Origin of the sequence: Burkholderia humptydooensis (genome assembly GCF_001513745.1) — a bacterium.
GTDB lineage: Bacteria > Pseudomonadota > Gammaproteobacteria > Burkholderiales > Burkholderiaceae > Burkholderia > Burkholderia humptydooensis.
In genome coordinates, this window is sequence record NZ_CP013380.1 from 3123011 (window position 1) to 3148644 (window position 25634).

A 25634-nucleotide genomic window follows, 5' to 3' on the forward strand; every position below is an offset into this window, starting at 1 on the left:
ATTGAACGAAAAGCGCGACGCGCAGCCGGCTTCCGTCCTTCGACCGCTTACGTGATTGTAATGTGCAGACACAATTCGCTTCGCACGGAGCCGGTTCGCACACATCACAATGAAAACGACAGGAAATCAGGGAGAAGGAGAAAACCATGCTGAAACTCGTCGCGTCGCTCGGAGCCGCTGCGCTCCTGGCCGGCTGCGTCGCGGTGCCGGACGACGGGTACGGCTATGGCTACGCGCAGCCGTACTCGTACTATCCGGGCGGCTATGCGTATGGGCCGGGCTACGCGCCCGTGTACGGAACGGTGAATATCTGGGGCGGCGGCGGATGGCGCGACCGCGACCACTGGCGCGGCGGCGACCAGTGGGGCGGTGGCGGGCGCGGCAATGGCTGGCAAGGCGGCCGGGGCCCGGCCGGCGGCCGCAACGTCCGCGGCGGCAACGATTGGCCGGGCAGCGGCGACAGCGGCAGCCGGGGCGGGCGGCACTGATCGACGCGGGCCGCGGATTTGCAACGAGTTGTATCGCACGATGCGCTCGTGCCGCGGCGCGCGCATATAGCGCATGCGTCACGCGTCGTGTCTTCGGCGCCGTCCCGTCGAACCGCTGCGGTTCTCATCTCCACAAGATCATCGAGGCCGAGAGGTCGCGCCCGATCGATTCGGCATGATCCCATGCGCGTTGCGCCGAGGCGATGCGCCGCCGGCCCACCACCCGGCCGAGCGCGTCGATACGCATATCCGCGCACGGGCTCGTCGGCTCGTCATGACAGCGCGCCGCTCACGCTCACCATCCGGCCGGCTGCGGCTGCGCGTAGCCGTATCCGCGATAGCCATCGTCGTCGTACGCTTGCGCGCCACAACCGACGTATGCGCGTCGATACGAGTCATAGCAATAGCCCGAGGGTTGACCGCCGTATGGGGGGGCCGGCTGATATTGTGCCGGCTGATAGGCAGGCGCCTGATACACGGGAGCCTGATAGGCGGGCGCCGTATACGCGACTGCCGGCGCCGGATTCAGCGCGGACGTCACGATCGCGCCCAGCACCGCGCCACCGATCAGCGCGCCGACGATGTCGCCGCCGCGATCGTGCGCGCTCGCGGGCCCCGCGAGCACGAGACTGCCCGCCGTCAACAGAACTGCCGCGATCTTCTTCATGATGGACTCCGCCGAACGTGGTGCATGACGAAGCCCATTGTGGGTGCCGCCCGCCGTAATAGATGCAGCAAGTGGTAACGCGGAATTACGCGTGTTGCGCCCTCGCTCGCGCACGCCTGGGCCGTGCTACGATTTTCGGCACAAAGGAGACGCCGTCGATGAGCCCAGACACTGCCCGCCGATTCGATACCGAGTTCGCGCCGCGCATCGCGCGCACCATCGCCGATTTGCTGACCCATCGGGCGGACACCGAGGTCGTCGGCTACGGCGGCCACGGCCATCCGACGCAGGTGCGGATCGTCGCGCCGCACACCGAGCACGTGCGCGGCTACGCGCACCCGCTCAACATCGCGCTCACGTGGGACACCGACGAGATCGAGCGCCTGATGGCGGAGGATGGCGCCGCGCGCTTCGAGCGCTATCTGGCGGCACTGCCGCACAAGCTGCCGGCCTGGGAAAACGCGCGCGGCATCGACTTCGGCTCGCGCACGCAGACCGACGCGCTCGTGCTGCTCGGCGGGCTCGACTTCGAGGCGTAAAGGTGGCGGCGGGCGGCTGCGGGCAAGCCGCGTCGCACGATGCGTCGACCGGATTCGGTCCGGCATGCGGCGGCGAGGCGATCCGTCGCGATCCGTCACGATGCGCCGCTTGGCCGGCCGACGGACGCCGCACCCGATCGGCATCGGCGCATGATCGCGTTGCCGAGGCGTCCCCCGAATGTCCGGCTGCGCGATGGCCCGATTCGCGCAGCCTCGCACCGCTCGCGCATGCGCCCGCGCAACGCCCGACACGGCCGGCCCGCGCGTTCCCCCGCCACATGCCCGACTTCACGATTCAAGCGCCGGTGATACACTCGACCGGTTCACGCCGATGCTCGCGCGCGTTCGTCGCCGCGACGCGCAGGCGCCACTCTGTCGAACTTCACAAGGAGGCCCCCATGGCTGATTTCCGGCTTTGGACTGACGAGTTTCCGGCCAACGGCTTCATGCCGAAGGCGCAAGAGTACAAGCACGAAGGCTTCGGCGTCGACGGCGGCAACCGCTCGCCCGCGCTCCACTGGGAAGGCGTGCCCGCCGATGCGAAGAGCCTCGCGCTCACGGTCTACGATCCCGACGCGCCGACGGGCAGCGGCTTCTGGCACTGGACCGTCGTCAACATCCCGGCCGACGCGACGGGCCTGCCGCAGGACGCGGGCGCGGCCGGCAGCGCGGCGCTGCCCGCAAGCGCCGTGCAGGTGCGCAACGACTACGGCGACGAAGGCTTCGGCGGCGCCGCGCCGCCTCGCGGCGACAAGCCGCATCGCTACGTCTTCCGGCTGCACGCGCTGAAGGTCGACTCGCTGCCCGTCACGAAGGACACGACCAACGCGGTCGCCCGCTTCATGATCCATCTGAACGAGATCGATTCGGCGACTTACACCGGCCTCTACGAATTGAAGTAAGCCGTCCCGGCCGGGCGCACCGCCCGGCCCTTCGCCGCCGGCGCACGCGACTCGGCGCGCGCGCCGCCGCTTGCGCCCGCCACGAACCCGCCGCCCCTCGCCTCGCCATCGCTTCCGTCATGAACGCCGATTCCGGACTGCCGTTCCCGCAACGCTACTGGGCGATCGTCTGCGTCGCGCTGGGCATCACGCTCGCCGTGCTCGACGGCGCGATCGCGAACGTCGCGCTGCCGACGATCGCCCGCGATCTGCGCGCCTCCGACGCCGCGTCGATCTGGATCGTCAACGCGTACCAGCTCGCCGTCACGATCTCGCTGCTGCCGCTCGCGTCGCTCGGCGACCGGATCGGCTACCGGCGCGTCTACATCGCGGGGCTCGCGCTCTTCACGGCGGCGTCGCTCGGCTGCGCGCTGTCGAGCTCGCTGCCCGCGCTCGCGACGCTGCGCGTGATCCAGGGCTTCGGCGCGGCCGGCATCATGAGCGTCAACACCGCGCTCGTGCGGATGATCTATCCGTCGTCGCAGCTCGGGCGCGGCGTCGCGATCAACGCGATGGTCGTCGCGCTGTCGTCGGCCGTCGGGCCGACCGTCGCGTCCGCCGTGCTCGCCGTCGCGCCGTGGCCGTGGCTCTTCGCGATCAACGTGCCGATCGGCATCGCCGCCGTATACGGCAGCCTGCGCGCGCTGCCCGTGAATCCGGGCCGCGACGCGCCGTACGACTTCGTCAGCGCCGTGATGAACGCATGCGTGTTCGGGTTGCTGATCGTGTCCGTCGACGGGCTCGGCTATGGCGAAAATCGCGCGAACGTCGCGGTCACCGCGCTCGCGGCCGCCGTGATCGGCTACTTCTTCGTCAGGCGGCAACTGACGCAGCCCGCGCCGCTCTTGCCCGTCGATCTGCTGCGCATCCCGATCTTCGCGCTGTCGATCGGCACGTCGGTCGCGTCGTTCACGTCGCAGATGCTCGCGTTCGTCGCACTGCCGTTCTGGCTGCAGAACACGCTCGGCTTCTCGCAAGTGCAGACGGGGCTCTACATGACGCCGTGGCCGCTCGTGATCGTCGTCGCCGCGCCGCTCGCGGGCATGCTGTCCGACCGCTATTCGGCGGGCGCGCTGGGCGGCATCGGCCTCGTCCTCTTCGCGTCGGGCCTGCTCACTCTCGCGACGATCGGCGCGCACCCGGCGCCCGTCGACATCGTCTGGCGGATGGCGCTGTGCGGCGCGGGCTTCGGGCTTTTCCAGTCGCCGAACAACCGCGCGATCCTGTCGTCCGCGCCGCGCGAGCGCGCGGGCGGCGCGAGCGGGATGCTCGGCACCGCGCGGCTCACCGGGCAAACGCTCGGCGCCGCGCTCGTCGCGCTGATCTTCGGCGTCGCGCCGCAGCACGGGCCGACGATCGCGCTCTACACCGCAACCGCGTTCGCCGCCGTCGCGGCAGCCGTGAGCCTGATGAGACTCCGGGCGCGGCGCGACACCACCGCCGCGGCGGGTTGAGCGCCGCAGAATCGCCCGCGCGCGCCCACCCCGTGTTCGCGGCGGCGGCCGATCGCGGGCGGCCGCATGTCATGCCGCCATGCCGGCCCAGATACCGTTCGCCGAAGTCTCGCCGGCCCGCATGCATCGCGTGATGCGTCTCGCGTTGCCACCCGGCAATCCGCCGGAACGCAGCGTCCGGAATACCCCACCACTTTCGCAGCATCGCGCGGCCGCGTCGACTCGGCCATTCGGGCGACCCGCCCGCCGCGCGCAATGGGACCGTATCCACTTGGACCGCCCGCCGCGTCCACCCACCGGTTCTGCGCTTCCACCCCGTTATTCCCCGCCCGTCGCCGTCCTCAGCTCCGCGCCGGGATCCGCACGCGCCCCCCTCTTCGCCAGCACTCCGCCCCGCACCGGCTGTCCAATACATGCCCGCGCCGCAAGCCGAGCGCATCCGCCGTTCGGGCGACGGGCTTCGGATGGCCTTCACGCCACCGTCAGGAGGGCGCCATGTCATTGATCGTCGCAGCACGCTTCACGACGCAGCCCGCCGCCGAGGCCGCTGCCCAGCGGCTTCTCGACAGCGGTTTCGTCGCCGAGGACGTCAGCCTGTTCTTCGTCAATCCGCGCGGCCAGCACGCGCCACGATGGTCCGAACACCTGCCACGCGCCGAACATGCGGCTGCGCATCCGATCGACGCGATGCAGCACGCGCGACACGGCACGACGATCGGCGCCGTCGCCGGCGCGATCTTCGGCGTCGCGCTGTTTTCGCTCGTCACGCCGTCGCTCGTCGTCGCGATCTGTGCGGCCGGCGTCGGCGCGTTTCTCGGCGGATGGGTCGGCGGGATGATGCACAAGGAAGACTTCACGCGCATGCACGTGCGCGAGCTCGCGCACGACGCGATCCATCACGAGACGCGCGCGTCGGGGATGCTCGTCGCCGTGCACGTGACGGCCGATTCGCAGGCCGATGCCGCGCGCGTGCTCGCCGATGCCGGCGGCGCCGACATCGAGCGCGCGACGGGCCGCTGGCAGTCGGGCCACTGGGCGGACTTCGATCCGACCCGCCCGCCCGAACCGTTCAACGGCGCGCAGTCGCCGACGCACCGTCACGCGTGAGCGGCGCCGGCCGCATCGAACGAAAGACCGGGATGACGGCAGCGATCAGGAAGGAACGCGAAGCCGGAACGGGCAAAGCGCCGGGCCGATGCGATATCGGCCGGCGCCTTCAACGTGCGATGCCCGAGAAAAAAGCGAGGAGCAATGCGGAGGCGGTCACGCCTCCGCCGTCACGGCATCAAGAACGAAGCGGCAGCGCTCGTCGACGCTCGCACGCGGCAATTCGATCAGCCGATAGCCGCAGGCCGCATACGTATCGACCATCGCGTCCCAGGTGCGCACGGCCTCCGCGTAGTCCTGCTTGCGTTCGGTGTCCTGCGCATAGATCTCCGGCCACGGCGGCGCGATGAACACGTCGCGGCGGTAGCGGAACCGCTCGGCGGCCGCGACGAGATGCGCGGGCACGGGCAGCGCGGACAGTTTCAGATAGCCGATCACGTCCGGCACGCCGCGATCGAAGAACACCGGCCCGTGCGCGCGCCGCGCGAGGTGGTGCGAGCGCATCTCCCAGCCGAGCATCAACTCGGCGAACGCAGCGCGGTCGCACCACGGCAGCGCATGGCCGCCGATCGCCATCTGATCCTGGATCACGCCGCGCCCGGCTTCGTGCGAGCGCGCGTAGCCGCGCGCCTCGAGCGCATCGATCAACGTGCTCTTGCCCGAACCGGGCCCGCCCGTGATCACGACGAAGCGCGCGACCGCCGCGTCGGCATCGGCGTCGGGGTCGCCCGCGCGGGCATCGGCGCCCGCGTCAAGCATTCGTGACGCGCCGTCCCGCGCGCTGCGTGACGGACGCGGCCGTCGCGACACTGCGCAGATCCGCGAGAAACGAATCGCGCCACACCGACAGATCGTTCTTGCGCAGCCGCTCGATGTTCTCCGCGTGGCGCGCCTGGCGCTCCTCGAGCGGCATCGCGAGCGCGCGCTCGAGCGATTCGGCCATCTGCGACAGGTCGAACGGATTCACGAGCAGCGCGCCCGGCAGCTCGGCCGCGGCGCCCGCGAATTCGGACAGCACGAGCACGCCGGGATCGTTCGGATCCTGTGACGCGACGTACTCCTTCGCGACGAGGTTCATCCCGTCGCGCAGCGGCGTCACGTAGCCCACCTGCGACAGCCGGAACAGCGCCATCAGCAGATTGCGCTCGTACTTGCGGTTCAGGTACTGGATCGGCGTCCAGTCGAGCTGCGCGAAACGGCCGTTGATCCGCCCCGCCTCGCCTTCTAGCGTCTGGCGGATTCGCTGATAGGTCTGCACGTCGGAGCGGGTCGGCGGCGCGATCTGCACGAGCGACACGCGCCCCTGCCAGCCGGGCGCGTTCGCGAGCATCCGTTCGAACGCCTGGAAGCGCTCGACGAGGCCCTTCGAGTAATCGAGGCGATCGACGCTGATCACGAGCCTGCGCTCGCGCATCGTGTCGCGCAGCGCCTTCACCGCCTTGCGCGAGCCGTATTCGACAGCCGCCTTGCCGATCGCATCCGGATAGATGCCGATCGGATACGCGGCGACCTTCACGACGCGGCCGTGCGCGTGCAGGATTCCATCCTCGCTCGAGGTGCCGAGCCCGCGGCGCTCGATGTAATCGACGAACGCCTGCTTGTCGCTTTCCGTCTGCAAGCCGACGACGTCATACGCGCACATGAACTTCATCAGCTCTTCGTGCGGCGGCACGGTCCGCAGGACCTCGGGCGACGGGAAAGGAATGTGCAGGAAGAAGCCGATCGGGTTCTTCACGCCGAGCTCGCGCAGGCAATGCGCGAACGGCAGCAGGTGATAGTCGTGCACCCAGATGATGTCGTCGGGCTGCACGAGCTCGCGCAACTGCTTCGCGAGCGCGCAGTTCACGCGCAGATAGCCCGCATATTCCTGGCGATCGAAGCGCGCGAGATCCCCGCGATAGTGGAACACGGGCCAGAGCGTGGCGTTCGAGAAGCCGCGATAGTACTGGTCGTAGTCGCGGCGGGTCAGGCCGACGGTCGCGTAGGTCACGTTGCCGGCCCGCTCGATCACGGGCTCCTCGGGTGCGCCGGCGATCTCGCCGTTCCAGCCGAACCAGACGCCGCCCGTCTCCTTCAGCGCGTCGAGCACGCCGACCGCCAGCCCGCCCGCCGTCGGACGCGCATCCTGGCCGGCCGCCACGCGATTCGATACCACGATCAATCTGCTCATTACGGCTTACCCTCCTGTATCAGATCGCCCGGCGAGCGGGAAAGCAGCACTCCCGTCAAATCAGGCAAGTCGCATGCCATCTCGCGACGTTTCGAACGTTAAAAATGCAAGAAGTTGTAACAAGGACGTCTTCATGCGTCCTGCTCCGAGCCGAGATCGCGCTGATAGTCGAGCCCTTCCGGGCGGGCGCCGCCCTGGTTGTGATCGCCGTCCGAAGGCGTATCGGGCGTGGAGCCGGCAGGCGCGGGAGAGGTCGGAGCATTGGCCGGCCGAGACGGGCCGGTGCCGGCGTCGCGCCCGCGATGCTCGGGGCGCTTGGAACGGCGCATGGCAGGGTGTCTCATGATCGGAGCGGCGCGGGGCCGTCGGTGAAACAGTCCATAGCTCTTTAGTTTAGGATCGCCGCGCAAGGTTCACGGTAACAATTACATTCAATTTGTAACGATTCGACCCCGGACCGCCGCTTTGCACCACAATGTTGCCGCTCGCGCGCGCCCGGCAGACGTTTTGTCAATTGTTTGCATTGCTCGTCGGACAATTGCAGAACAATGGCGCTCTACGTACGCTCGCTGCGCGACGCGCGGCGCACGAAGACAGGACCGCATTCAGGGATGAATCAACGCATCGCACGGCCGACGCGCCGTTGGGCCGCATGGGCCACGCTCGGCGCCGCCGCCTTCTCGACGCTGCTCTCCGGCTGCAATTCGCTCTATAGCGAAGGCGCGACGGCAGGTGCCGGCATCGCCGGCGCGGCCGTCGCCTCGAAAGTCACCAACAACGCCGCTGTCGCGACCGGCATCGGCCTGGGCGCCGTCGCGGGCGCGCGGGCGGGCGTCCAGTACACGCAGCGCGTCGCGCACCGCTATTCGCAGGCGCAGATCGCCGCGGCGGCGGGCCCGCTCGACGTCGGCGGCGTCGCGCCGTGGGCGACGCATCACTCGTTTCCGATCGAGGATGACGAGCACGGCCGCGTGACCGTGAGCCGGCTCATCAGCGTCGGGCCGCTCGACTGCAAGGAAATCGTGTTCTCGGTCGACACCGACGCGAAGGGGAACGCCCCCGCGCAATCGGGCTTCTACGTCGCGACGATCTGCCGGGACGGCCCCGCGTGGAAGTGGGCGTCGGCGGAACCCGCGACCGGCCGCTGGGGAGCGCTGCAATGAACGTGAACGCGCGCGCGGCGCTGCCGCTCGCGACGGCGCTCGCGCTCGCCGCAGCGGCGCTCGGCCTTTCCGGCTGCGGCTCGGTCGGCGCGGCGAGCGGTGCGCTCGCGGGCGCGGCGACGGGCCTCGTCACCGCGAATCCGGCCGTCGGCGTCGGCGTCGGCATCGCGGTGCAGGCGGCGACCGACGAGGCCGTCAACCGGACGATGAAGCAGCTCCACAAGAATCAGCAGGACGCGATCGCACAGGCGGCGGGCGGACTCGCCGTCGGCGAGACGCGCGCGTGGCAGGTGAAGAACCGGGTGCCGCTCGAAAACGGCGAAGGCGACGTGCGCGTGACGCGCGCGTTTCAGACGCCGCTCGCGCTCTGCAAGGAATTCGCGTTTTCGGTGAAGGACGGCGCGCGCGCCGACTGGTATCTCGCGAGCGCGTGCCAGGATGCGCAGGGCTGGCAATGGGCGTCGGCGGAGCCGGCCGTCGAGCGCTGGGGCAATCTGCAGTGAGGCGGGCGCGAGCCGAATGCCGCCGCGCGCACGCCCCTCGCCCCCTCCTCCGATCGGCGACCACGGGCCGCAACGGCCCGCCCGCCGCTCAGGACTCGACGTCCTCGAGGCTGAAGATCTCGGTCTGGTCGTTGTACGAGAAGATCTCGCCGTAACGGCCCCAGTCGATCACCGCGTCGAGCGTTTCCTCGGCCGCGCCGTCCGACAGGAAGTCCTCGAGCTCCTGCTCGAAGCGCACGCGCGGCGCGCGGTGCCCGGGCCGCTCGTTCAGCACCTTCTTGATTCGCGCGGCAAGCGGCACGTGGCGCAGCAGATGCTCGGCGAACATCATCTTGCGCTCCTGCGTGCCGAATTCGGCGAACACGCGCCCCGGCGGCGTCAGGAACACGTCGCCCTCGCGCACGTCGGCGAAGCCCAGGTACTGCAACACTTCGGCGATCGGGAACAGATCGTCGACCTCGAGATGCAGCGTGCGCGCGATTTCCGGCATGTCCGCGCGGCCGTGGTACGGCGGCGCGGCGAGCGTCTCGATGAGACCCGCCATCAGGTTCGTCGACACCTGCGGCAGCCAACTGCCGAGCTCGAGCCCCTTCTTCGTCGCCTCGCCGACCTGGCGCGCGGTCATCTTCGCGTAGATGTCGTCGACCAGGCGCCGGAACGCGGGGTCGAGCCGGTTGCGCGGATGCTTGAACGGCACCTTGATCTCGGCGATCACGCGGCCCGGATTCGACGACAGCACGAGAATCCGGTCGCACATGAACACCGCCTCCTCGATGTTGTGCGTGACGATCAGCACCGATTTGATCGGCATCCGGCCCTGCGTCCACAGATCGAGCAGGTCGGTGCGCAGCGTCTCGGCCGTCAGCACGTCGAGCGCGGAGAACGGCTCGTCCATCAGGAGCAGCGTCGGATCGACGACGAGCGCGCGCGCAAAGCCGACGCGCTGGCGCATGCCGCCCGACAGCTCGCGCGGATACGCGTTCTCGAAGCCGTCGAGACCGATCAGGTCGATCGCGGCGAGCGCGCGCTCGCGTCGCTCGCGCGCGCCGACGCCGAGCGCCTCGAGCCCCGCCTCGACATTCTGCAGCACGGTGAGCCACGGAAACAGCGCGAAGGTCTGGAACACCATCGCGACGCCCGCGGCCGGGCCGGAGAGCGGCTTGCCGAGATAGCTGACCTCGCCGCCCGTCGGCTCGATCAGCCCGGCGATGATGCGCAGGAGCGTCGATTTTCCGGAGCCCGAGCGGCCGAGCAGGCCGACGATCTCGCCTTCGCGCAGCGACAGGTTCGCGCCGTCGAGCACGAGCAGCTCGCCCTGCGTCTTGTTGAAGCCGCGGCTCACGTTCTCGACGCGCAGGATTTCCTCGCCGACCCGCGGCGGCACGGGCGGCGTGTGGACGGGGGCGTTGACAGCATTCGGGTTTTGCATCGCGTTTCGCTCTCGGTCGGTCTCAATCGGCTGACATCAGTCTCAATCGAGACGCAGCTTCGCTTCGGCGTACGCGTACAGCGGACGCCACAACAGGCGGTTGAACAAGGTGACGAACAGGGACATCACGGCGATGCCCAGGATGATCTTCGGGTAGTCGCCCGCGGCCGTCGTCTGTGCGATGTACGCGCCGAGGCCGTGCGCCTGGATCCTGGTGTCGCCCCACTGGACGAGCTCCGACACGATGCTCGCGTTCCACGCGCCGCCCGACGCGGTGATCGCGCCCGTCACGTAGTACGGAAAGATGCCGGGCAGGATCGCCTGCCGCCACCACTGCCAGCCGCGGATGCGGAAATTGGTGGCCGCTTCGCGATAGTCGTTCGGATAGGCGGTCGCGCCCGCGATCACGTTGAACAGGATATACCACTGGGTGCCGAGCACGATGAGGGGCGACAGCCAGATGTCCGCGTTCAGGCGATAGCGCGCGATCACGATCACGAACACCGGGAACAGCAGGTTCGCCGGGAACGCCGCGAGGAACTGCGCGAGCGGCTGCACCTTCTCGGCGATCGCGGGCCGCAGGCCGATCCACACGCCGATCGGCACCCAGACGACGGACGCGAGCGCGATCAGGAGCACCACGCGCAGCAGCGTGATGAGCCCCAGCACGAATACGTGGCCCACCTCGGCCATCGTCACGCCGGTCGACACGAAGCCGACCACGCGCCACACGACATAGGCCGTGCCGGCCAGCACGAGAATCGCCCACACGATATCGGCGGCGAACGACGCCTTCTTCTCGACCCGCGGCAACGTGAAGCGCACCGCTCCGGACAACGGCAGGCGCAACGGAATCCGCGCGGCCTTCGCGAAGAACCAGCCGGCCGGCACCAGCAGTTGGTGGATGAGGCGCGTGCGGCGCACGAGGTCGAGCAGCCACGACTCGGGCGCGTTGCCGGAGCTGGTGGTTTCCATCCGGAACTTGTCGGCCCAGGCGACGAGCGGGCGGAACAGCAGTTGGTCGTACGCGAGGATCACGACCGTCATCGCGAGAATCACCCAGCCGACCGCGCCGAGATTCTTCTCGGCGATCGCCTGCGCAAGATAAGCGCCGATGCCGGGCAGCGTGATCGTGTGATTGCCGACCGTGATCGCCTCGGACGCGACGACGAAGAACCAGCCGCCCGACATCGACATCATCATGTTCCAGATGAGGCCCGGCATCGAGAACGGCACTTCGAGCTTCCAGAACCGCTGCCAGGACGTCAGATGGAAGCCGCGCGAGACCTCGTCGAGATCGCGCGGCACCGTGCGCAGCGACTGGTAGAAGCTGAACGTCATGTTCCACGCCTGGCTCGTGAAGATCGCGAAGATCGCGGCGAGCTCGGCGCCCAGCACGCGGCTCGGGAAGAGCGCGAGGAAGAACGTGACCGTAAACGAGATGTAGCCGAGCACGGGCACCGATTGCAGGATGTCGAGGATCGGCACGAGCACGATCCCCGCGCGGCGGCTCTTCGCGGCAAGCGTGCCGTAGACGAGCGTGAACGCGAGCGACGCGACCATCGCCGCGAGCATCCGCAGCGTCGTGCGCAGCGCGTACTCGGGCAGGTTCGCCGGATCGAGCGAAATTTTCTGCGTCTCGAGCGTCGCGATCGGCGCCATCGTCTCGTGAAAGCCGATCGCCGCCATCGCGATCACGCAGATGATGAGCGGGAACGCAACGAAATCCCAGCGGTTCGGCAGGACGCGCCACGCGGATGCGTTAGCGGTCCGGTTCGGATCGAAGAATCCGAGATCCATCAGGCGCCCTCCCCGGCAAGGCCGTGCGAATCGATAAATGAGGCCAGAAAGCGAATGTGACTCATGGCAAGGCGCGCTTACGCGGTAAATCGTTTTGACTGCAAGTGCCGCGAAAGCCGCGGCGCACCCGGCCGCCGGCATTTCGCTCGCGAAGCGGGGATCGCCCGGCCTCGCGACGGCAAGACACTACTACATCCTGTATTTCAGGCACAACCTTCCGGACGACGAACGATGGAATTCCGGCCTGGCCGCGAGCGCATCGTGTCTGGAACGGGCGCGCGGCGGGCGCATCCGCGGGGTGCGGCGGTGCGCCGGCCGGCCGCTGCTGCGCCGCAACGCCGAATTATGCCGCGATCCGGCCCCGCCGTGAACCCGCGTTCGCGCAAGCGCCGCGCGCCCGCAGGCGAGGCTTTCGTCGACGAATGGACACGCCGATGCGGGTATGATCGGTATTTGCCCCGAGCGGGGCCGATGGTCAATCAGGAGGAGTGAATGGCAGGAAATCTGGTTATCGTGTGCCGGGACCAGGACGCCGACGCGTTCGATCAACTGATGCAGGAGTATGGCTCGTTCCAGACGCGGCTGTCGTCGACGGCCTGGTATCTGAACATGAACATCGTGCCCGAGACGCTGCAGGAGGACATCCTCGAGCGTCTCGGCAAGTACACGACGCTTTACATCTTCGAGGCGACGAGCGTCACCTACAACACGATCGACAGCAACGCCGCCGAGACGCTCAGCACGCTCTTCGGCGAGTGACCCGCCGCCCGCGGCACGCCGGCGCGCTCGCGCCGGGCGCCGCGATTCCCGCGATTCCCGCGCCGCCCGCGCTGCGGCGCGTCAGGACGCCTCAGCCTGCGGTTCCGTCTTCGGCACGACGTCGAACGCAAACGTCATCGCGACCCGCAGGCCCCCTTCTTCCCGGTTGCCGATCTCGCATGTGCCGCCCGTGCGCTGCACGAGCCGCTCGACGATCGCGAGCCCGAGGCCGCTGTGGCCGTTGCCGCCGCGCGCCGGATCGAGCCGCACGAACGGGCGCGTCGCGTCCGCGAGATCGCGCGGCGCGATGCCCTTGCCGTGATCGCTGACGGTGAGCGTGTAGCCCGTTGCGGTGCGCGCGGTCGCGATCACGACGGGCGGCGCGCCGTATGCGTGCGCATTGTCGAGCAGGTTCGACAGCACCCGGTCGAGCGTCGCCGTCGGCAGGCGAAAGCCCGGCCCCGCCGCGAGCTCGGTCCGCACGGTCGGCGCGTTCGGCGACACCGCGCGGTACGTGCGCGCGATCCGCTCGCACGCCTGGTCGACCGGCACGGCCTCGCTGCGGTCGGCGTCGCCGTGCGCGAACACGAGGAATTGATCGACGATGTGCGTCATCGAATCGACGTCGCGCACGACGCCGTCGCGCAGCCGCGCGTCGTCCATCATCTCGGCGCGCAGCCGCATCCGCGCGAGCGGCGTGCGCAGGTCGTGCGCGACGCCCGCGAGCATCACCGCGCGGTCGTTCTCCGCGCGCGACACCTGCTTGACCATCTGATTGAAGCCGTGCGTGAGCTGGCGCAGCTCGCGCGGCCCGCGCTCGGGCAGCGGCGGCACCGCCATCCCGCGGCCGAAGCGCGCGACCGCGCGCGCGAGCGAGCTGAGCGGCTGCTGCAACTGCCACGCGGCGAAGAGCGCCGCCATCACTGCGGCCGAAAAGATCATCACGAGCCAGAGCACCATCCGGTCGAGCGAGCGCGGCGGCCGCAGCGGCTGAACCGGCACGACGATCCAGTCGCGGTCGGTCGGCTGCTTGACCCACAGCACGGGCGGATGGCCCGGCCTGCCGATGCGCACCTGCGTGCCGGCCGGCAGGCGCTCGCGCAGGTCGTCGGCGAAGCGCTTGAGCGGGGGCGGCAGATCCGGGTTCGCAGCCGGCACGTCGCCGCTGCCCGGCGCGACGAGCCGCACCCGCGACGGCAGCGGCTGGTCGGGCGAGCGCTCCGCGTGCTGGCGCACCGCGTCGACGAGGAACGCCGCCTCCTCGACCGCGTAGCGCGTCTGGAACTGGTTGCGCTCGAGCCGGATCGCGAAGTACCAGGCGAAGTGCGACAGCAGCAGCACGCAGACGACGAGGAGCGCGAGCCGCCCGAACAGCGAATCAATGGGCTTGCGCATGAGCCTCGCCGTTCGGCACGAACACGTAGCCGCGCCCGCGCACCGTCTGGATGAAGCGCGGCGTCGACGGATCGGTTTCGAGAATCCGGCGCAGGCGCCAGACCTGCACGTCGATCCCGCGGTCGGTGCCGTCGTACTCGGGGCCGTGCAGCAGTTCGAGCAGGCGCTCGCGGGTCAGCGTGCGCAGCGCATGGTTGACGAAGATCTTCAAGAGCGCGAATTCGCTGCTCGACAGCGTCGCCGGCTTGCTGTCGACCGACAGCGTGCGCGCCTGGAAGTCGAGCACGAAGCGGCCGAACGCGTACGGCTCGCGCTGCTCGGGCGCCGCCGCCGACGGCGTCGCGCGACGGCGGCGCAGCACCGCCTGCGCGCGCGCGAGCAGCTCGCGCGGGTTGAACGGCTTGCCGAGATAATCGTCCGCGCCGAGCTCGAGGCCGACGATCCGGTCGACGTCGTCCGCGCGCGCGGTCAGCATGATCACCGGGATGTCGTCGCCCGCCGCGCGCAGTTGGCGCAGCGCGGTGAGGCCGTCGACGCCCGGCATCATCAGGTCGAGCACGATGAGATCGGGGCGCTCGCGTTCGAGGCGCTTTTCGAGCGAGGCGGCGTCGTGCAGCACCGACACCTCGATGCCCTGCCGCACGAGGTAGTCGCGCAGCAGGTCGCGCAGTTCTTGGTCGTCGTCGACGATGAGGATCTGTGTAGTCATGGCGTGAAGTTTACCGTGCGGGTTCGCGGGGCTGAGCGAAACAAATCCCTGAAAGGGTTACTGCGGATTACCGCGCAAGCAGAGTGTAATGCGCGGTAATCGCGGCGGCGGCGCGCGTAACACGGGGGCGGGAGCGCTTGGCTACGCTGCGCATTACCGGATGCCGCCTCACGCCGGGGCGCGAAAGCCCAGGCGACGAGCCGGCCGCAGCACCGGATTTTTCAATACAGGAGTTGCTCAATGTATAAGAAGACTTCCCGCCTCGCCATCGCCGCCGCCGTGCTCGCCCTGTCGTTCAGCGCCGTCTCGCGCGCCGCGCCGCCCGACATGCCGCCGCCGGGCGGCCCGGGCGAGCATCATCATAGGGAAGGCGGCCCGTTCATGATGATGCAGCGAATCCACGACAAGCTGAACCTGAGCGCCGCGCAGGAGCAGCAATGGCAGGCCGCCGTCAATACGATGAAGCAGAACCGCGACGCGATGCGCAAGAGCCACGACGCGCTGCGCCAGCAGTTCCAGACCCAGCAGAACCAGCCGATCCTCGATCTGAACGCGCTGCACGCGGCGCGCCAGCAGGCCGAGCAGCAGAACGCGCAGTTGCGCGAGCAGACGGCTTCCGCGTGGCTCGCGTTCTATAACGGCCTGAACGACCAGCAGAAGACGACGGTCAGCACCGCGCTCAAGCAGCAATTCGCGAAGATGGACGAGCGTCGCGCGAAGATGCACGAGCGCTGGGAGCAGCGGCGCGCGGCGAAGGGCGCGTCGGCGCCTGCGCCGCAGCAGTGACGCCGGGCGGTGGGCGAGCGGCGCGGCCGGGCAGCGCCGCGACCCGACGCTCGTCCGGTCGCGGTGTTTTCACATCGACGCGGCCCCGCCCGCCGCGTCACGCAAGATCGAACAGCAACACCTCCGCGTGCTCGCCGCGCTCGAACACGACGGTCTCGATTCCGGCAATCCGCGCGCCGTCGCCCGCCGCGAGCGCCTCGCCGTTCACCGCCACGCTGCCGCGCGCGACGTGCACGTACGCGCGCCGGCCGGCCGGCAGCGCGAACTCGGCGCGCTCGTCGCCGTCGATGAGGCCCGCGTAGATCGACGCGTCCGAGCGCACCGACACCGCCCCGTCGCGCCCGTCGGGCGACGCGACGAGCCTCAGCCGGCCGCGCTTGTCGGCGTCGGCGAAGCGCGCTTCCTGGTAGCCGGGCCGGCCGCCCGGCTCGGTCGGCAGCAGCCAGATCTGCAGCAGATGCAGCGTCGCGTCCCGCGACGCGTTGTATTCGCTGTGCACGATCCCCGTGCCCGCGCTCATCCGCTGCACGTCGCCCGCTCGGACGATCGAGCCGTTGCCCATGCTGTCGCGGTGCGCGAGCGCGCCTTCGAGCACGTACGTGACGATCTCCATGTCGCGATGCGGATGCATGCCGAAGCCGCGCGTCGGCGCGATACGATCGTCGTTCAGCACGCGCAGCGCGCCGAAATGCACGTGCTCGGGATCGCGATAGTCGGCAAACGAAAAGCTGTGATAGGTATCGAGCCAGCCATGATCTGCATGGCCGCGGTCGCCCGCGCGGCGGATCTCGAACATGGCGCTTCCCCCTGAGAAATATCGACAGCCTCGAATGTAGAGGTCGCGCACGCCTGCAACAATCCGGCGCGAATGCACCGGTTCGTTGCGCCGATCCGCGCAATCGTCCACACGATTCGCGCACTATTCGCACACGACGCCGCGCCGACGAGCGAAGCGATGCCGACGCGCGGCACGCTCGCATGCATCGTTTCTGCTGGGCCGCGGCCGGCGTTCGGGTAAAATACCGCGCTTTTGGCCGCCGTCGACGGTGCCTGGCCCGTTGGGCAAGCCGCGCCGACATCGACGAACGCGAATTTTGGCCACCTAGAATACGCCCGGCGCACGCATGCCCGGACGAATCCGGCCGCGCGGCCGGGGAAGTCAGGAAGAGGAACGACATGAAGAAGCTCGCCTTGTGCGCGGCCCTCGCCCTTGCGGCGGGCGGCGCCTTCGCGAAGGAATGGAAGACCGTGCGGATCGGCGTCGACGCCAGCTATCCGCCGTTCGAATCGACCGCGCCGAGCGGCGAGATCGTCGGATTCGACGTCGATCTCGCGAAGGAAGTCTGCAAGCGGATCAACGCGAAGTGCGTCTGGACGCCACAGGATCTCGACGGAATCATCCCCGCGCTGAAGGCGAAAAAGTTCGACGTGATCGTGTCATCGCTGACCGTCACCGACAAGCGCCGCGAGCAGATCGATTTCTCCGACAAGCTGTACGACGCGCCCGCGCGCATGATCGCGAAGGCGGGCTCGCCGCTCGCGCCGACCATCGAGTCGCTGAAGGGCAAGCGCGTCGGCGTCGAGCAGGGCTCGACCCAGGAGACCTTCGCGAAGGCGCACTGGGAGCCGAAGGGCGTGACGATCGTGTCGTACCAGAACCAGGATCAGGTGTACGCCGATCTCGGCTCGGGCCGCCTCGACGCGACGCTGCAAGACGAGCTGCAGGCCGACTACGGCTTCCTGCGCACGCCGCGCGGCAAGGGCTTCGCGTGGGCGGGCCCGGCCGTGAAGGACCCGAAGACGCTCGGCGACGGCACCGCGATGGGGCTGCGCAAGGACGACGCGGACCTGAAGGACGCGATCAACCGCGCGCTCGCGTCGATGCACAAGGACGGCACGTACGACAGGCTGTCGCGCAAGTACTTCCCGTACAGCGTCTATTCGGCGAAGTAAGCGCCGGGCGGGCCACGCCGAGCGACCGGCGCGCGGCCCGCGCAGCACCAGCGGTCGACACCACGCGCCGCAATGCGCCGCCGCCCTGCCCGATCGCAGGCGACGGCGCGGCCCGCGAAAGCGGAGCGGCGATGATACGCACGGGGCGTTCCGCGCAACACGCGGGGCGCGTCTTTCGCGGCGCGCACGACGCGCCGTCAAGGACTACATATGTTTCTTCAAGGCTACGGCCCGCTGATATTCTCCGGCACCTGGCAGACCGTCAAGCTCTCGGTGCTGTCGCTCGCGCTGTCGTTCCTGCTCGGCCTCGTCGGCGCGGCGGCGAAGCTGTCGAGGAACCGCGTCTCGAACGGGATCGGCACGCTCTACACGACGCTCATCCGCGGCGTGCCGGACCTCGTGCTGATGCTGCTCCTCTTCTACAGCCTGCAGATCTGGCTCAACCAGCTCACCGACGTGATGAACTGGGATCAGATCGACATCGATCCGTTCGCGGCCGGCGTGCTCGTGCTCGGCTTCATCTACGGCGCGTACTTCACCGAGACGTTCCGCGGCGCGTTCCTGTCGGTGCCGCGCGGCCAGCTCGAGGCGGGCAGCGCATACGGGATGACGAACTGGCAGGTGTTCGCGCGGATCATGTTCCCGCAGATGATGCGCTTCGCGCTGCCCGGCATCGGCAACAACTGGCAGGTGCTCGTGAAATCGACGGCGCTCGTGTCGATCATCGGTCTCGCCGACGTCGTGAAGGCGTCGCAGGACGCGGGCAAGGGCACGCTGCGGTTCTTCTTCTTCACGCTGCTCGCGGGCGCGATCTATCTCGCGATCACGACGATCTCGAACTTCGTGCTGATGTGGCTCGAGAAGCGTTATTCGACGGGCGTACGCAAGGCTGACCTATGATCGAGCTGATCCAAGAATACTGGCGCAACTACCTGTATACGGACGGGTATCGCTTCACCGGCCTCGCGATCACGATGTGGCTGCTCGTCGTGTCGATCGGGATCGGCTTCTGCCTGTCGGTGCCGCTCGCGGTCGCGCGCGTGTCGAAGAGGAAGTGGCTCGCGGGCGCCGTCTGGCTCTACACGTACGTGTTCCGCGGCACGCCGCTCTACGTGCAGCTTCTCCTCTGCTACACGGGCCTCTACAGCCTGCAGGCCGTGCGCGGCACGCCGATGCTCGACGCGTTCTTCCGCGACGGGATGAACTGCACGCTGCTCGCGTTCACGCTGAACACCTGCGCGTACACGACCGAAATCTTCGCGGGCGCGATCAAGTCGACGTCGTACGGCGAGATCGAGGCGGCCCGCGCCTACGGGATGTCGACCTTCACGCTGTATCGCCGGATCGTGCTGCCGTCGGCGCTGCGCCGCGCGCTGCCGCTCTACAGCAACGAAGTGATCCTGATGCTGCACGCGACGACGGTCGCGTTCACGGCGACCGTGCCCGATATCCTGAAGATCGCGCGCGACGTCAATTCGGCGACCTACATGTCGTTCCATGCATTCGGCATCGCCGCCCTCCTCTACCTCGCGATCTCGTTCACGCTCGTGTGGCTGTTCCGCCGCGCCGAGCGCCGCTGGCTCGCGTATCTGCGCCCGCAAGGCAAATGAGTTTCGCCCGGACATGCCTCAGATGAACACCCAGATGCACAAGCTCTTCGTCGACGATCTCCACAAGCGCTACGACAACAACGAAGTTTTGAAGGGCGTCTCGCTGCGCGCAAACGCGGGCGACGTGATCAGCGTGATCGGCTCGTCCGGCTCGGGCAAGAGCACGATGCTACGCTGCATCAACTTCCTCGAGCAGCCCAACGCGGGCCGCATCTTCGTCGACGGCGAGGAAGTGCGCACCGCGCAGGACAAGACGGGCGCGCTCAAGGCCGCCGATTCGAAGCAGCTCCAGCGCGTGCGCACGAAGCTCGCGATGGTGTTCCAGCACTTCAATCTGTGGTCGCACATGAACGTGCTGGAGAACGTGATGGAAGCGCCCGTGCACGTGCTGGGGATTTCGAGGCGCGAGGCGGAGGGGCGCGCGCGCGAATATCTGGAGAAGGTCGGTCTCGCGCCGCGGGTGGAGAAGCAGTATCCGTCGCATTTGTCGGGCGGCCAGCAGCAGCGCGTCGCGATTGCGCGTGCGCTGGCGATGCACCCGGACGTGATGCTGTTCGACGAGCCGACGTCGGCGCTCGATCCGGAGCTGGTCGGCGAAGTGCTGAAGGTGATGCAGAAGCTCGCGGAGGAAGGGCGGACGATGATCGTCGTCACGCACGAGATGGGCTTTGCGCGCAACGTGTCGAATCACGTGATGTTCCTGCACCAGGGTCGCGTCGAGGAGGAAGGCGCGCCTGCCGAGGTGTTCGGCGGCACGAAGAGCGAGCGCCTGAAGCAGTTCCTGTCGGGCAGCCTCAAGTAAGCCATCGGGCGCCGGTGCGGGCGCCGTCGCATCGTCGAACCACGTTCGCGGGCGAGCTTCGCTCGCGAGCCGGTAGCGTACCCATTGCGCTCCACGTCCGCGCCGATCGCCTCATGGAAACGAATCGCGGGCTCGTTCCAGTCGAGCACACTCCATTCGAAGCGCCCGCAGCGAAGCGGCACGCGCGTGCGCCCCCCCTGCCGCCGTTTTCATTACGGATTCCTGACACAACCGACGCAAACGCGTTTACCCGCACGATTTCCCAGCGTCAATAGTGGCAATCCTTGATCCACCTCGCCCGATTCCGTGCGTGCCTTGCCCATCAAGGCATCCGACCGTTTCTGCGAAGGCCGTCCGGCACGGCTTCGCGCATATTTATGGCAATTTGGCGACACGTGCTAGTCAAACAACGATTTTCGTCGCCACAAAAGTGTATTTTTGCTAAATTAGTAACCAAAGTAGCAAAACGAAAGTCATGAAATGTAGTTTTACTTCATGACGGCAGGAGACCCCGGCAAGCCGTCACCGGCCACACGGGCCCGCAAAACGGTACTCCCGTCCGCTCGCTCACGTGCTTCGCCGAACCGGCTGCACGCGGTCTCTCTGGTTATCCCAATTTTGTCCGGCACACGAAGCCGGACATCTTGCGCAGTTCTGGGTTGACTTTTTGACAGGGTATGGAGGAGATGATGAAGAAAGTTATGCTCGCGGCGGTACTGGCGACTGCCGGAGTGGCGGCTCACGCTCAAAGCAGCGTGACGCTGTACGGCCGTCTGGACGCCGGCATCGAATACATGAACGGCCTGCCGAGCGCGAACGGCGGCAGCACGAGCCGCTGGCGCGCGGAAAGCGGCAACTGGGGCACGAGTCTCTGGGGCTTGAAGGGCTCCGAGGACATCGGCGGCGGCAACAAGATCGTGTTCCAGTTGGAAGGCAGCTTCGACACGATGAACGGCAACGGCCCGGGCGCCGGCAGCATCTGGAATCGCTGGGCGACGGTCGGCATCTCCAACGACACGTACGGTACCCTGCTGCTCGGCCGCGAGCTCGCGATCGCGAACGGCGTGTGGGACTTCGATCCGTTCGGCCAGTCGTCGTGGTCGACGGCCTCGCTCGTGCGCGGCCGCAACTGGAACAAGACCAGCAACAACATTTCGTATCAATCGCCGAAGCTTTACGGCTTCGACGTCTACGGCCAGTACGCGCTGTCGAACGCGACGAACTGGAACGGCAACGGCTCGACGAGCCAGGGCCGCAGCGCGGGCCTGCAGCTCACCTACACGACGTCGCTCTTCCAGGTCCGCGGCCTCTATGACGAAGCGCGCGATCCGGCGAACGGCAAGCTCGACGACGTGTTCAACTACTCGCGCGAATATTTCGCCGGCGTGAACGTGTTCCTCGGCCAGTTCAAGATTCAGGCGGCATATCAGACGTCGCACGCCGACAGCGCGCCCGTCGTGAACAGCGGCATCACGTCGACGCAGCAAGTCTGGGGCGGCGTGACGTGGCAGGCAACGCCCGCCGCCGCGCTGATCGCGGCCGCCTATCACGTGAACGCGAACCACGGCGGCGGCAACGCGAACATCTTCACGGTCGGCGGCACGTACAACCTGTCGAAGCGCACGCTGCTCGACATGCAGGTCGCGACGGTTCGCAACAGCAAGACCGCGAACTTCGGCCTGAACGCGAACCCGGCCGGCACCGACATCTCGACCGGCAATCCGAAGTTCGGCGGCAGCCAGACGGGCGTGTACGCCGGCATCCAGCACCTGTTCTGATCACTCACGCCTGATCATTTGAACCGATAGTCTTTTCACGCTGCTGCGAGAGGCGCGTACCGGTGCGATACCCCTGGGTGTCGCACCGTTTTTTTATTCTTCGCGGCCTGCCTCAGACGGCCGCTTCGTTCTCCTCGCCCGTGCGAATCCGGATCACGCGCTCGACGTCCGACACGAAGATCTTGCCGTCGCCGATCTTGCCGGTGCGCGCGGCGCCGATCACCGCGTCGATCACCTGATCGACGAGATTGTTCGCAACCACCACTTCGATCTTCATCTTCGGCAGGAAATCGACCACGTACTCGGCGCCGCGGTAGAGTTCCGTGTGCCCCTTCTGGCGGCCGAAGCCCTTCACTTCCGTGACGGTGAGCCCCGTCAGGCCGACTTCGGCGAGCGCTTCGCGCACTTCGTCCAGCTTGAACGGCTTGATGATGGCGGTGATGCGTTTCATGATGTGCCCCTTGCTTCGAATGAGTGAAAATCGTCAGCCGATTCTACGCCGCGCGCCGCGTCAGTCGATGCTCTCGGTGAAGCGCGACGTGATCGGATAGCGCCAGTCGCGCCCGAACGCGCGGTGCGTGACGCGAATGCCGACGGGCGCCTGCCGGCGCTTGTACTCGTTGATCTTGATGAGCCGCGTGACGCGTTTCACGTCCGCCTCCGAATAGCCCGCCGCGACGATCTCCGAAAGCGGCCGGTCCTCCTCCATGTACATCCGCATGATCGCGTCGAGCACGTCGTACGGGGGCAGGCTGTCCTGGTCGGTCTGGTTCTCGCGCAGCTCGGCCGACGGCGCGCGCGTGAGGATCCGCTCGGGAATGATGCCGAGCGCGCCATATTCGGCCGCCGCGTTGCGGTAATGGCAGAGCCGGTAGACGAGCGTCTTCGCGATGTCCTTGATCACCGCGAAGCCGCCCGCCATGTCGCCGTACAGCGTGCAATAGCCGACCGCCATCTCGCTCTTGTTGCCCGTCGTCAGCACAATCGAGCCGAACTTGTTCGACAGCGCCATCAGCAGCGTGCCGCGGATGCGCGCCTGGATGTTCTCCTCGGTCGCGTCTTCCGCGCGGCCCGCGAATTCGCCCGCGAGCGACGCGCGGAACGCGTCGAACATCGGCGCGATCGCGATCTCGTCGTAGCGCACGCCGACGCGCGCCGCCATGTCGGCCGCGTCGGTCGTCGAGATGTCGGCCGTGTAGCGCGACGGCATCATCACCGCGCGCACGCGCTCCGCGCCGAGCGCGTCGACGGCGACCGCGAGCACGAGCGCCGAATCGACGCCGCCCGACAGCCCGATGATCGCGCCCGGGAAGCCGTTCTTGCCGATGTAGTCGCGCACGCCGAGCACGAGCGCGCGATACACCTGCGCCTCGACGGACAGCGCCGGCGCGATAGCGGCGGGCAGCGGGTGCGCGCCGTCGAACTCGACGATCGCGTTGCCTTCCTCGAACTGCGGCATCTTCGCGACGAGCTCGCCCGCGCCGTCGAGCACGAACGAGCCGCCGTCGAACACGAGCTCGTCCTGGCCGCCGACGAGGTTCACGTAGACCATCGGCAGGCCCGTTTCGCGAATCCGCGCGCGCAGGATATCGATGCGCACCGTGTCCTTGTTCATGTGATACGGCGAGCCGTTCGGCACGATCAGCACCTGCGCGCCCGCCGCCTTCGCGAGTTGCGCGGCCGACGCGTGCCACACGTCCTCGCAAATCACGACGCCGAACGTCACGCCGTTCAATTCGAACACGTACGGCGCGGCGTCGGTCGCGAAATAGCGCTTCTCGTCGAACACCTCGGTGTTCGGCAAGTCCTGCTTCCGGTACGTGCCGGCCACCTCGCCGCCCACGATCAGCGACGCCGCGTTGTAGGTGTCGGCGGGCGCGGCGCCGCGCTCGATCGGGCGGTTTGCATTACCATCGGCGCTTGGCGCGCCTGGTGCTCCTGCGTCGCCCGCGCGCAGCGGATGGCCGACGAGCACCGCGAGCCCGGCGAGCGGCTTCAGTTGCGCGGCGAGCTCGGCGAGCGCCGCGTCGGACGCCGCGTAGAACGCGGGGCGCAGCAGCAGATCCTCGGGCGGGTAGCCTGACAGCGCGAGCTCCGGCGCGATCAGGAGCTGCGCGCCGGCATCGTGCGCGGCTTGCGCGGCGGCGACGATCTTGGCGGCGTTGCCGGCGAAATCGCCGACGGTGACGTTGAGTTGGGCGAGTGCGATACGGGTCTTCATCACGGGATCAGCGCGGCCTCCTCGGGCCGTGGCGCGAACGGCTTGGATCAAACGCACGGCCGGGGCGGCGCGGCAACACGCGCGACCGGCCCGCCGTGCAAACGGGTACGAACGAAACGGATTCGAATCGTTGAAACACGAACGTTACGATTATCGCATGGGCATCCTCACGTCTGCCCTCGACGCAAGCGCCGCCGAGTGGGACGCGCTCGTCGCGCGCGCGCCGCGCCCGACGCCCTTCCTGAAGCACGCGTTCCTGAGCGCGCTGCACCGCGCGGGCTGCGCGGTCGACGACACCGGCTGGGCGCCGCGCTTCGTCACGCTCGCGGACGGCGCGACGGGCGCGCTCGTCGCGGCCGCGCCCGTCTATGCGAAGCGCCATTCGTATGGCGAATACGTGTTCGACTGGGCGTGGGCCGACGCGTACCAGCGCAACGGGCTGCCGTACTACCCGAAGCTGCTGTGCGCGGTGCCGTTCACGCCCGTGCAGGGCAGCCGCCTGCTCGCCGTCGACGACGACGCGCGCCGCCAGCTCGCCGCCACGCTCGTCGCGCTCGCCGAGCAGAGCGACGTGTCGTCGCTGCACGTGCTGTTTCCGACCGGCGACGAGGCGCGCACGCTCGCCGACATGGGGATGATGCTGCGCGAAGGCGTGCAGTTCCACTGGCTGAACGACGGCTATCGCGACTTCGACGCGTTCCTCGGCACGCTCGAGCAGAAGAAGCGCAAGAACATCCGCGCGGAGCGCCGCAAGGTCGCGGACGCGGGCGTCACGTTGCGCCGCGTGCGCGGCGAGGACGCGACCGACGCCGACTGGCGCTTCTTCGCGCGCTGCTACCGGCAGACGTACCGCGAGCACTTTTCGAGCCCGTATCTGAATCTCGAATTCTTCCGCGAGATCGGCGCGACGATGCCGGAGAACCTGCTGCTCGTGATCGCCGAGCGCGAAGGACGGCCGATCGCGAGCGCGCTCGCCGTCTACCAGCGCGGCGCGTCGGGGGGCGGCGTGCTGTACGGCCGCTACTGGGGCGCGCTCGAACACGTGCCCTGCCTGCATTTCGAGACCGCGTACTACCAGTTGCTCGAATTCTGCATCGACGAGCGGCTCGACGCATTCGAAGGCGGCGCGCAGGGCGAGCACAAGCTCGCGCGCGGCTTCATGCCGACCGTCACGCACTCCGCGCACTGGCTCGCGCATCCGGCGTTCGCCGATGCGGTCGGGCGCTTCCTCGCGCAGGAGACGAACCAGATTCACGCGTATGTCGACGAACTGCACGAGCACAATCCGTTCAGGGACGGCGGGCGCTGACCCAACCCGCCGACCAAGCCTTGACGCCCCGGCGCCGAACCCGCGATCGGG

26 protein-coding genes and 1 pseudogene are annotated in these 25634 nt (G+C 68.2%); 15 read left to right on the forward strand and 12 right to left on the reverse strand.

Features of this window, described 5'->3' with window-relative positions:
• Positions 1-146 precede the first annotated feature (146 nt).
• Positions 147-488 (forward strand): hypothetical protein, encoded by a 342-nt coding sequence (locus AQ610_RS13920; protein ID WP_006024945.1) that lies wholly within the window; start codon positions 147-149, stop codon positions 486-488.
• Positions 489-783: 295 nt separating this feature from the next.
• On the opposite strand, the gene AQ610_RS36095 is transcribed toward AQ610_RS13920, so the two are convergent.
• The gene (locus tag AQ610_RS36095; RefSeq protein ID WP_006024944.1) at positions 784-1155 is read right to left on the reverse strand and encodes a hypothetical protein; all 372 of its coding nucleotides are present in this window, start codon (positions 1153-1155) and stop codon (positions 784-786) included.
• A 158-nt stretch (positions 1156-1313) separates the two neighbouring features.
• On the opposite strand from AQ610_RS36095, the gene AQ610_RS13930 reads away from it, so the two are divergent.
• The 4 genes from AQ610_RS13930 (at position 1314) to AQ610_RS13945 (ending at position 5196) form a co-directional block, all read left to right on the forward strand.
• A complete protein-coding gene (locus AQ610_RS13930) occupies positions 1314-1694 on the forward strand; it encodes a DUF5594 family protein (protein ID WP_006024943.1) in 381 nt (126 codons plus the stop codon).
• Positions 1695-2092: 398 nt separating this feature from the next.
• Positions 2093-2596, forward strand: coding sequence for a YbhB/YbcL family Raf kinase inhibitor-like protein (locus tag AQ610_RS13935; protein ID WP_009911637.1), 504 nt, complete (start codon positions 2093-2095; stop codon positions 2594-2596).
• A gap of 119 nt (positions 2597-2715) precedes the next feature.
• Positions 2716-4089 (forward strand): MFS transporter, encoded by a 1374-nt coding sequence (locus tag AQ610_RS13940; RefSeq protein ID WP_006024940.1) that lies wholly within the window; start codon positions 2716-2718, stop codon positions 4087-4089.
• 495 nt (positions 4090-4584) lie between these two features.
• On the forward strand, positions 4585-5196 hold the full coding sequence (locus tag AQ610_RS13945; RefSeq protein ID WP_009911634.1) for a glycine zipper domain-containing protein: 612 nt from the start codon (positions 4585-4587) through the stop codon (positions 5194-5196).
• A gap of 156 nt (positions 5197-5352) precedes the next feature.
• On the opposite strand, the gene AQ610_RS13950 is transcribed toward AQ610_RS13945, so the two are convergent.
• The 3 genes from AQ610_RS13950 to AQ610_RS33625 all read right to left on the reverse strand — a co-directional run bounded on the left by AQ610_RS13950 (position 5353) and on the right by AQ610_RS33625 (position 7695).
• A complete protein-coding gene (locus AQ610_RS13950; RefSeq protein WP_006024938.1) occupies positions 5353-5955 on the reverse strand; it encodes an AAA family ATPase in 603 nt (200 codons plus the stop codon).
• A complete protein-coding gene (gene otsA / locus AQ610_RS13955) occupies positions 5948-7366 on the reverse strand; it encodes an alpha,alpha-trehalose-phosphate synthase (UDP-forming) (RefSeq protein WP_009911633.1) in 1419 nt (472 codons plus the stop codon). Before otsA ends, AQ610_RS13950 begins: the two co-directional genes overlap by 8 nt.
• A 131-nt stretch (positions 7367-7497) precedes the next feature.
• The gene (locus AQ610_RS33625) at positions 7498-7695 is read right to left on the reverse strand and encodes a hypothetical protein (RefSeq protein ID WP_006024936.1); all 198 of its coding nucleotides are present in this window, start codon (positions 7693-7695) and stop codon (positions 7498-7500) included.
• A gap of 282 nt (positions 7696-7977) precedes the next feature.
• Between AQ610_RS33625 and AQ610_RS13960 the strand changes: the two genes are divergently transcribed.
• Positions 7978-8529, forward strand: a complete 552-nt coding sequence (locus AQ610_RS13960; RefSeq protein WP_043282176.1) for a hypothetical protein — start codon at positions 7978-7980, stop codon at positions 8527-8529.
• Positions 8526-9032, forward strand: coding sequence for a hypothetical protein (locus AQ610_RS13965; RefSeq protein ID WP_006024934.1), 507 nt, complete (start codon positions 8526-8528; stop codon positions 9030-9032). Before AQ610_RS13960 ends, AQ610_RS13965 begins: the two co-directional genes overlap by 4 nt.
• 88 nt (positions 9033-9120) lie before the next feature.
• Here the strand turns inward: AQ610_RS13965 and AQ610_RS13970 are convergent, their stop codons facing one another.
• A complete protein-coding gene (locus AQ610_RS13970; RefSeq protein WP_006024933.1) occupies positions 9121-10461 on the reverse strand; it encodes an ABC transporter ATP-binding protein in 1341 nt (446 codons plus the stop codon).
• Between the two features lie 42 nt (positions 10462-10503).
• Positions 10504-12261, reverse strand: a complete 1758-nt coding sequence (locus AQ610_RS13975; protein WP_006024932.1) for an ABC transporter permease — start codon at positions 12259-12261, stop codon at positions 10504-10506.
• A 492-nt stretch (positions 12262-12753) separates the two neighbouring features.
• On the opposite strand from AQ610_RS13975, the gene AQ610_RS13985 reads away from it, so the two are divergent.
• Positions 12754-13020, forward strand: coding sequence for a double-stranded DNA-specific endonuclease (locus AQ610_RS13985; RefSeq protein ID WP_006024930.1), 267 nt, complete (start codon positions 12754-12756; stop codon positions 13018-13020).
• Between the two features lie 81 nt (positions 13021-13101).
• Here AQ610_RS13985 and AQ610_RS13990 read toward each other — a convergent pair whose 3' ends face one another.
• On the reverse strand, positions 13102-14415 hold the full coding sequence (locus AQ610_RS13990; RefSeq protein WP_006024929.1) for an ATP-binding protein: 1314 nt from the start codon (positions 14413-14415) through the stop codon (positions 13102-13104).
• Positions 14399-15124, reverse strand: coding sequence for a response regulator (locus AQ610_RS13995; RefSeq protein ID WP_006024928.1), 726 nt, complete (start codon positions 15122-15124; stop codon positions 14399-14401). The genes AQ610_RS13990 and AQ610_RS13995 overlap by 17 nt, the downstream gene beginning before the upstream one ends.
• Positions 15125-15364: 240 nt before the next feature.
• On the opposite strand from AQ610_RS13995, the gene AQ610_RS14000 reads away from it, so the two are divergent.
• Positions 15365-15910: a Spy/CpxP family protein refolding chaperone gene (locus AQ610_RS14000; protein ID WP_009916750.1), complete on the forward strand. Its 546-nt coding sequence runs from the start codon at positions 15365-15367 to the stop codon at positions 15908-15910.
• 97 nt (positions 15911-16007) lie between these two features.
• Here the strand turns inward: AQ610_RS14000 and AQ610_RS14005 are convergent, their stop codons facing one another.
• Entirely contained in the window at positions 16008-16706 is a 699-nt protein-coding gene (locus AQ610_RS14005) for a pirin family protein (RefSeq protein WP_009916748.1), read from the reverse strand.
• Positions 16707-17086: 380 nt separating this feature from the next.
• Here AQ610_RS14005 and AQ610_RS14015 point away from each other — a divergent pair, with 380 nt between their 5' ends.
• From AQ610_RS14015 to AQ610_RS14030, 4 genes are all read left to right on the forward strand, one after another.
• A complete protein-coding gene (locus AQ610_RS14015) occupies positions 17087-17863 on the forward strand; it encodes an ABC transporter substrate-binding protein (protein ID WP_006024925.1) in 777 nt (258 codons plus the stop codon).
• Positions 17864-18073: 210 nt separating this feature from the next.
• Positions 18074-18763, forward strand: a complete 690-nt coding sequence (locus AQ610_RS14020) for an ABC transporter permease (protein ID WP_006024924.1) — start codon at positions 18074-18076, stop codon at positions 18761-18763.
• The gene (locus tag AQ610_RS14025) at positions 18760-19473 is read left to right on the forward strand and encodes an ABC transporter permease (RefSeq protein ID WP_006024923.1); all 714 of its coding nucleotides are present in this window, start codon (positions 18760-18762) and stop codon (positions 19471-19473) included. The genes AQ610_RS14020 and AQ610_RS14025 overlap by 4 nt, the downstream gene beginning before the upstream one ends.
• A gap of 22 nt (positions 19474-19495) precedes the next feature.
• Complete coding sequence (locus AQ610_RS14030) at positions 19496-20275, forward strand: ABC transporter ATP-binding protein (protein ID WP_041861743.1); 780 nt, start codon at positions 19496-19498, stop codon at positions 20273-20275.
• Positions 20276-20329: 54 nt separating this feature from the next.
• On the opposite strand, the pseudogene AQ610_RS37385 reads toward AQ610_RS14030, so the two are convergent.
• Positions 20330-20451 (reverse strand): annotated as a pseudogene (locus AQ610_RS37385) (GNAT family N-acetyltransferase); the annotation flags it as partial.
• A 513-nt stretch (positions 20452-20964) separates the two neighbouring features.
• On the opposite strand from AQ610_RS37385, the gene AQ610_RS14035 reads away from it, so the two are divergent.
• Positions 20965-22053, forward strand: a complete 1089-nt coding sequence (locus AQ610_RS14035; RefSeq protein WP_009911629.1) for a porin — start codon at positions 20965-20967, stop codon at positions 22051-22053.
• A gap of 112 nt (positions 22054-22165) precedes the next feature.
• Here the strand turns inward: AQ610_RS14035 and AQ610_RS14040 are convergent, their stop codons facing one another.
• The gene (locus tag AQ610_RS14040) at positions 22166-22504 is read right to left on the reverse strand and encodes a P-II family nitrogen regulator (protein ID WP_004193987.1); all 339 of its coding nucleotides are present in this window, start codon (positions 22502-22504) and stop codon (positions 22166-22168) included.
• Positions 22505-22564: 60 nt separating this feature from the next.
• Positions 22565-24274 (reverse strand): NAD+ synthase, encoded by a 1710-nt coding sequence (locus AQ610_RS14045; protein ID WP_009911628.1) that lies wholly within the window; start codon positions 24272-24274, stop codon positions 22565-22567.
• A 130-nt stretch (positions 24275-24404) separates the two neighbouring features.
• Between AQ610_RS14045 and AQ610_RS14050 the strand changes: the two genes are divergently transcribed.
• The gene (locus AQ610_RS14050) at positions 24405-25583 is read left to right on the forward strand and encodes a GNAT family N-acetyltransferase (RefSeq protein ID WP_006024919.1); all 1179 of its coding nucleotides are present in this window, start codon (positions 24405-24407) and stop codon (positions 25581-25583) included.
• Positions 25584-25634: the final 51 nt, after the last annotated feature.

Bases quoted from the DNA above. Each gene is read 5' to 3' on its own strand.
- AQ610_RS13920 (WP_006024945.1), top strand. From the start codon at position 147: ATGCTGAAACTCGTCGCGTCGCTCGGAGCCGCTGCGCTCCTGGCCGGC.
- AQ610_RS36095 (WP_006024944.1), bottom strand. From the start codon at position 1,155: ATGAAGAAGATCGCGGCAGTTCTGTTGACGGCGGGCAGTCTCGTGCTC.
- AQ610_RS13930 (WP_006024943.1), top strand. From the start codon at position 1,314: ATGAGCCCAGACACTGCCCGCCGATTCGATACCGAGTTCGCGCCGCGC.
- AQ610_RS13935 (WP_009911637.1), top strand. From the start codon at position 2,093: ATGGCTGATTTCCGGCTTTGGACTGACGAGTTTCCGGCCAACGGCTTC.
- AQ610_RS13940 (WP_006024940.1), top strand. From the start codon at position 2,716: ATGAACGCCGATTCCGGACTGCCGTTCCCGCAACGCTACTGGGCGATC.
- AQ610_RS13945 (WP_009911634.1), top strand. From the start codon at position 4,585: ATGTCATTGATCGTCGCAGCACGCTTCACGACGCAGCCCGCCGCCGAG.
- AQ610_RS13950 (WP_006024938.1), bottom strand. From the start codon at position 5,955: ATGCTTGACGCGGGCGCCGATGCCCGCGCGGGCGACCCCGACGCCGAT.
- otsA (WP_009911633.1), bottom strand. From the start codon at position 7,366: ATGAGCAGATTGATCGTGGTATCGAATCGCGTGGCGGCCGGCCAGGAT.
- AQ610_RS33625 (WP_006024936.1), bottom strand. From the start codon at position 7,695: ATGCGCCGTTCCAAGCGCCCCGAGCATCGCGGGCGCGACGCCGGCACC.
- AQ610_RS13960 (WP_043282176.1), top strand. From the start codon at position 7,978: ATGAATCAACGCATCGCACGGCCGACGCGCCGTTGGGCCGCATGGGCC.
- AQ610_RS13965 (WP_006024934.1), top strand. From the start codon at position 8,526: ATGAACGTGAACGCGCGCGCGGCGCTGCCGCTCGCGACGGCGCTCGCG.
- AQ610_RS13970 (WP_006024933.1), bottom strand. From the start codon at position 10,461: ATGCAAAACCCGAATGCTGTCAACGCCCCCGTCCACACGCCGCCCGTG.
- AQ610_RS13975 (WP_006024932.1), bottom strand. From the start codon at position 12,261: ATGGATCTCGGATTCTTCGATCCGAACCGGACCGCTAACGCATCCGCG.
- AQ610_RS13985 (WP_006024930.1), top strand. From the start codon at position 12,754: ATGGCAGGAAATCTGGTTATCGTGTGCCGGGACCAGGACGCCGACGCG.
- AQ610_RS13990 (WP_006024929.1), bottom strand. From the start codon at position 14,415: ATGCGCAAGCCCATTGATTCGCTGTTCGGGCGGCTCGCGCTCCTCGTC.
- AQ610_RS13995 (WP_006024928.1), bottom strand. From the start codon at position 15,124: ATGACTACACAGATCCTCATCGTCGACGACGACCAAGAACTGCGCGAC.
- AQ610_RS14000 (WP_009916750.1), top strand. From the start codon at position 15,365: ATGTATAAGAAGACTTCCCGCCTCGCCATCGCCGCCGCCGTGCTCGCC.
- AQ610_RS14005 (WP_009916748.1), bottom strand. From the start codon at position 16,706: ATGTTCGAGATCCGCCGCGCGGGCGACCGCGGCCATGCAGATCATGGC.
- AQ610_RS14015 (WP_006024925.1), top strand. From the start codon at position 17,087: ATGAAGAAGCTCGCCTTGTGCGCGGCCCTCGCCCTTGCGGCGGGCGGC.
- AQ610_RS14020 (WP_006024924.1), top strand. From the start codon at position 18,074: ATGTTTCTTCAAGGCTACGGCCCGCTGATATTCTCCGGCACCTGGCAG.
- AQ610_RS14025 (WP_006024923.1), top strand. From the start codon at position 18,760: ATGATCGAGCTGATCCAAGAATACTGGCGCAACTACCTGTATACGGAC.
- AQ610_RS14030 (WP_041861743.1), top strand. From the start codon at position 19,496: ATGAACACCCAGATGCACAAGCTCTTCGTCGACGATCTCCACAAGCGC.
- AQ610_RS14035 (WP_009911629.1), top strand. From the start codon at position 20,965: ATGAAGAAAGTTATGCTCGCGGCGGTACTGGCGACTGCCGGAGTGGCG.
- AQ610_RS14040 (WP_004193987.1), bottom strand. From the start codon at position 22,504: ATGAAACGCATCACCGCCATCATCAAGCCGTTCAAGCTGGACGAAGTG.
- AQ610_RS14045 (WP_009911628.1), bottom strand. From the start codon at position 24,274: ATGAAGACCCGTATCGCACTCGCCCAACTCAACGTCACCGTCGGCGAT.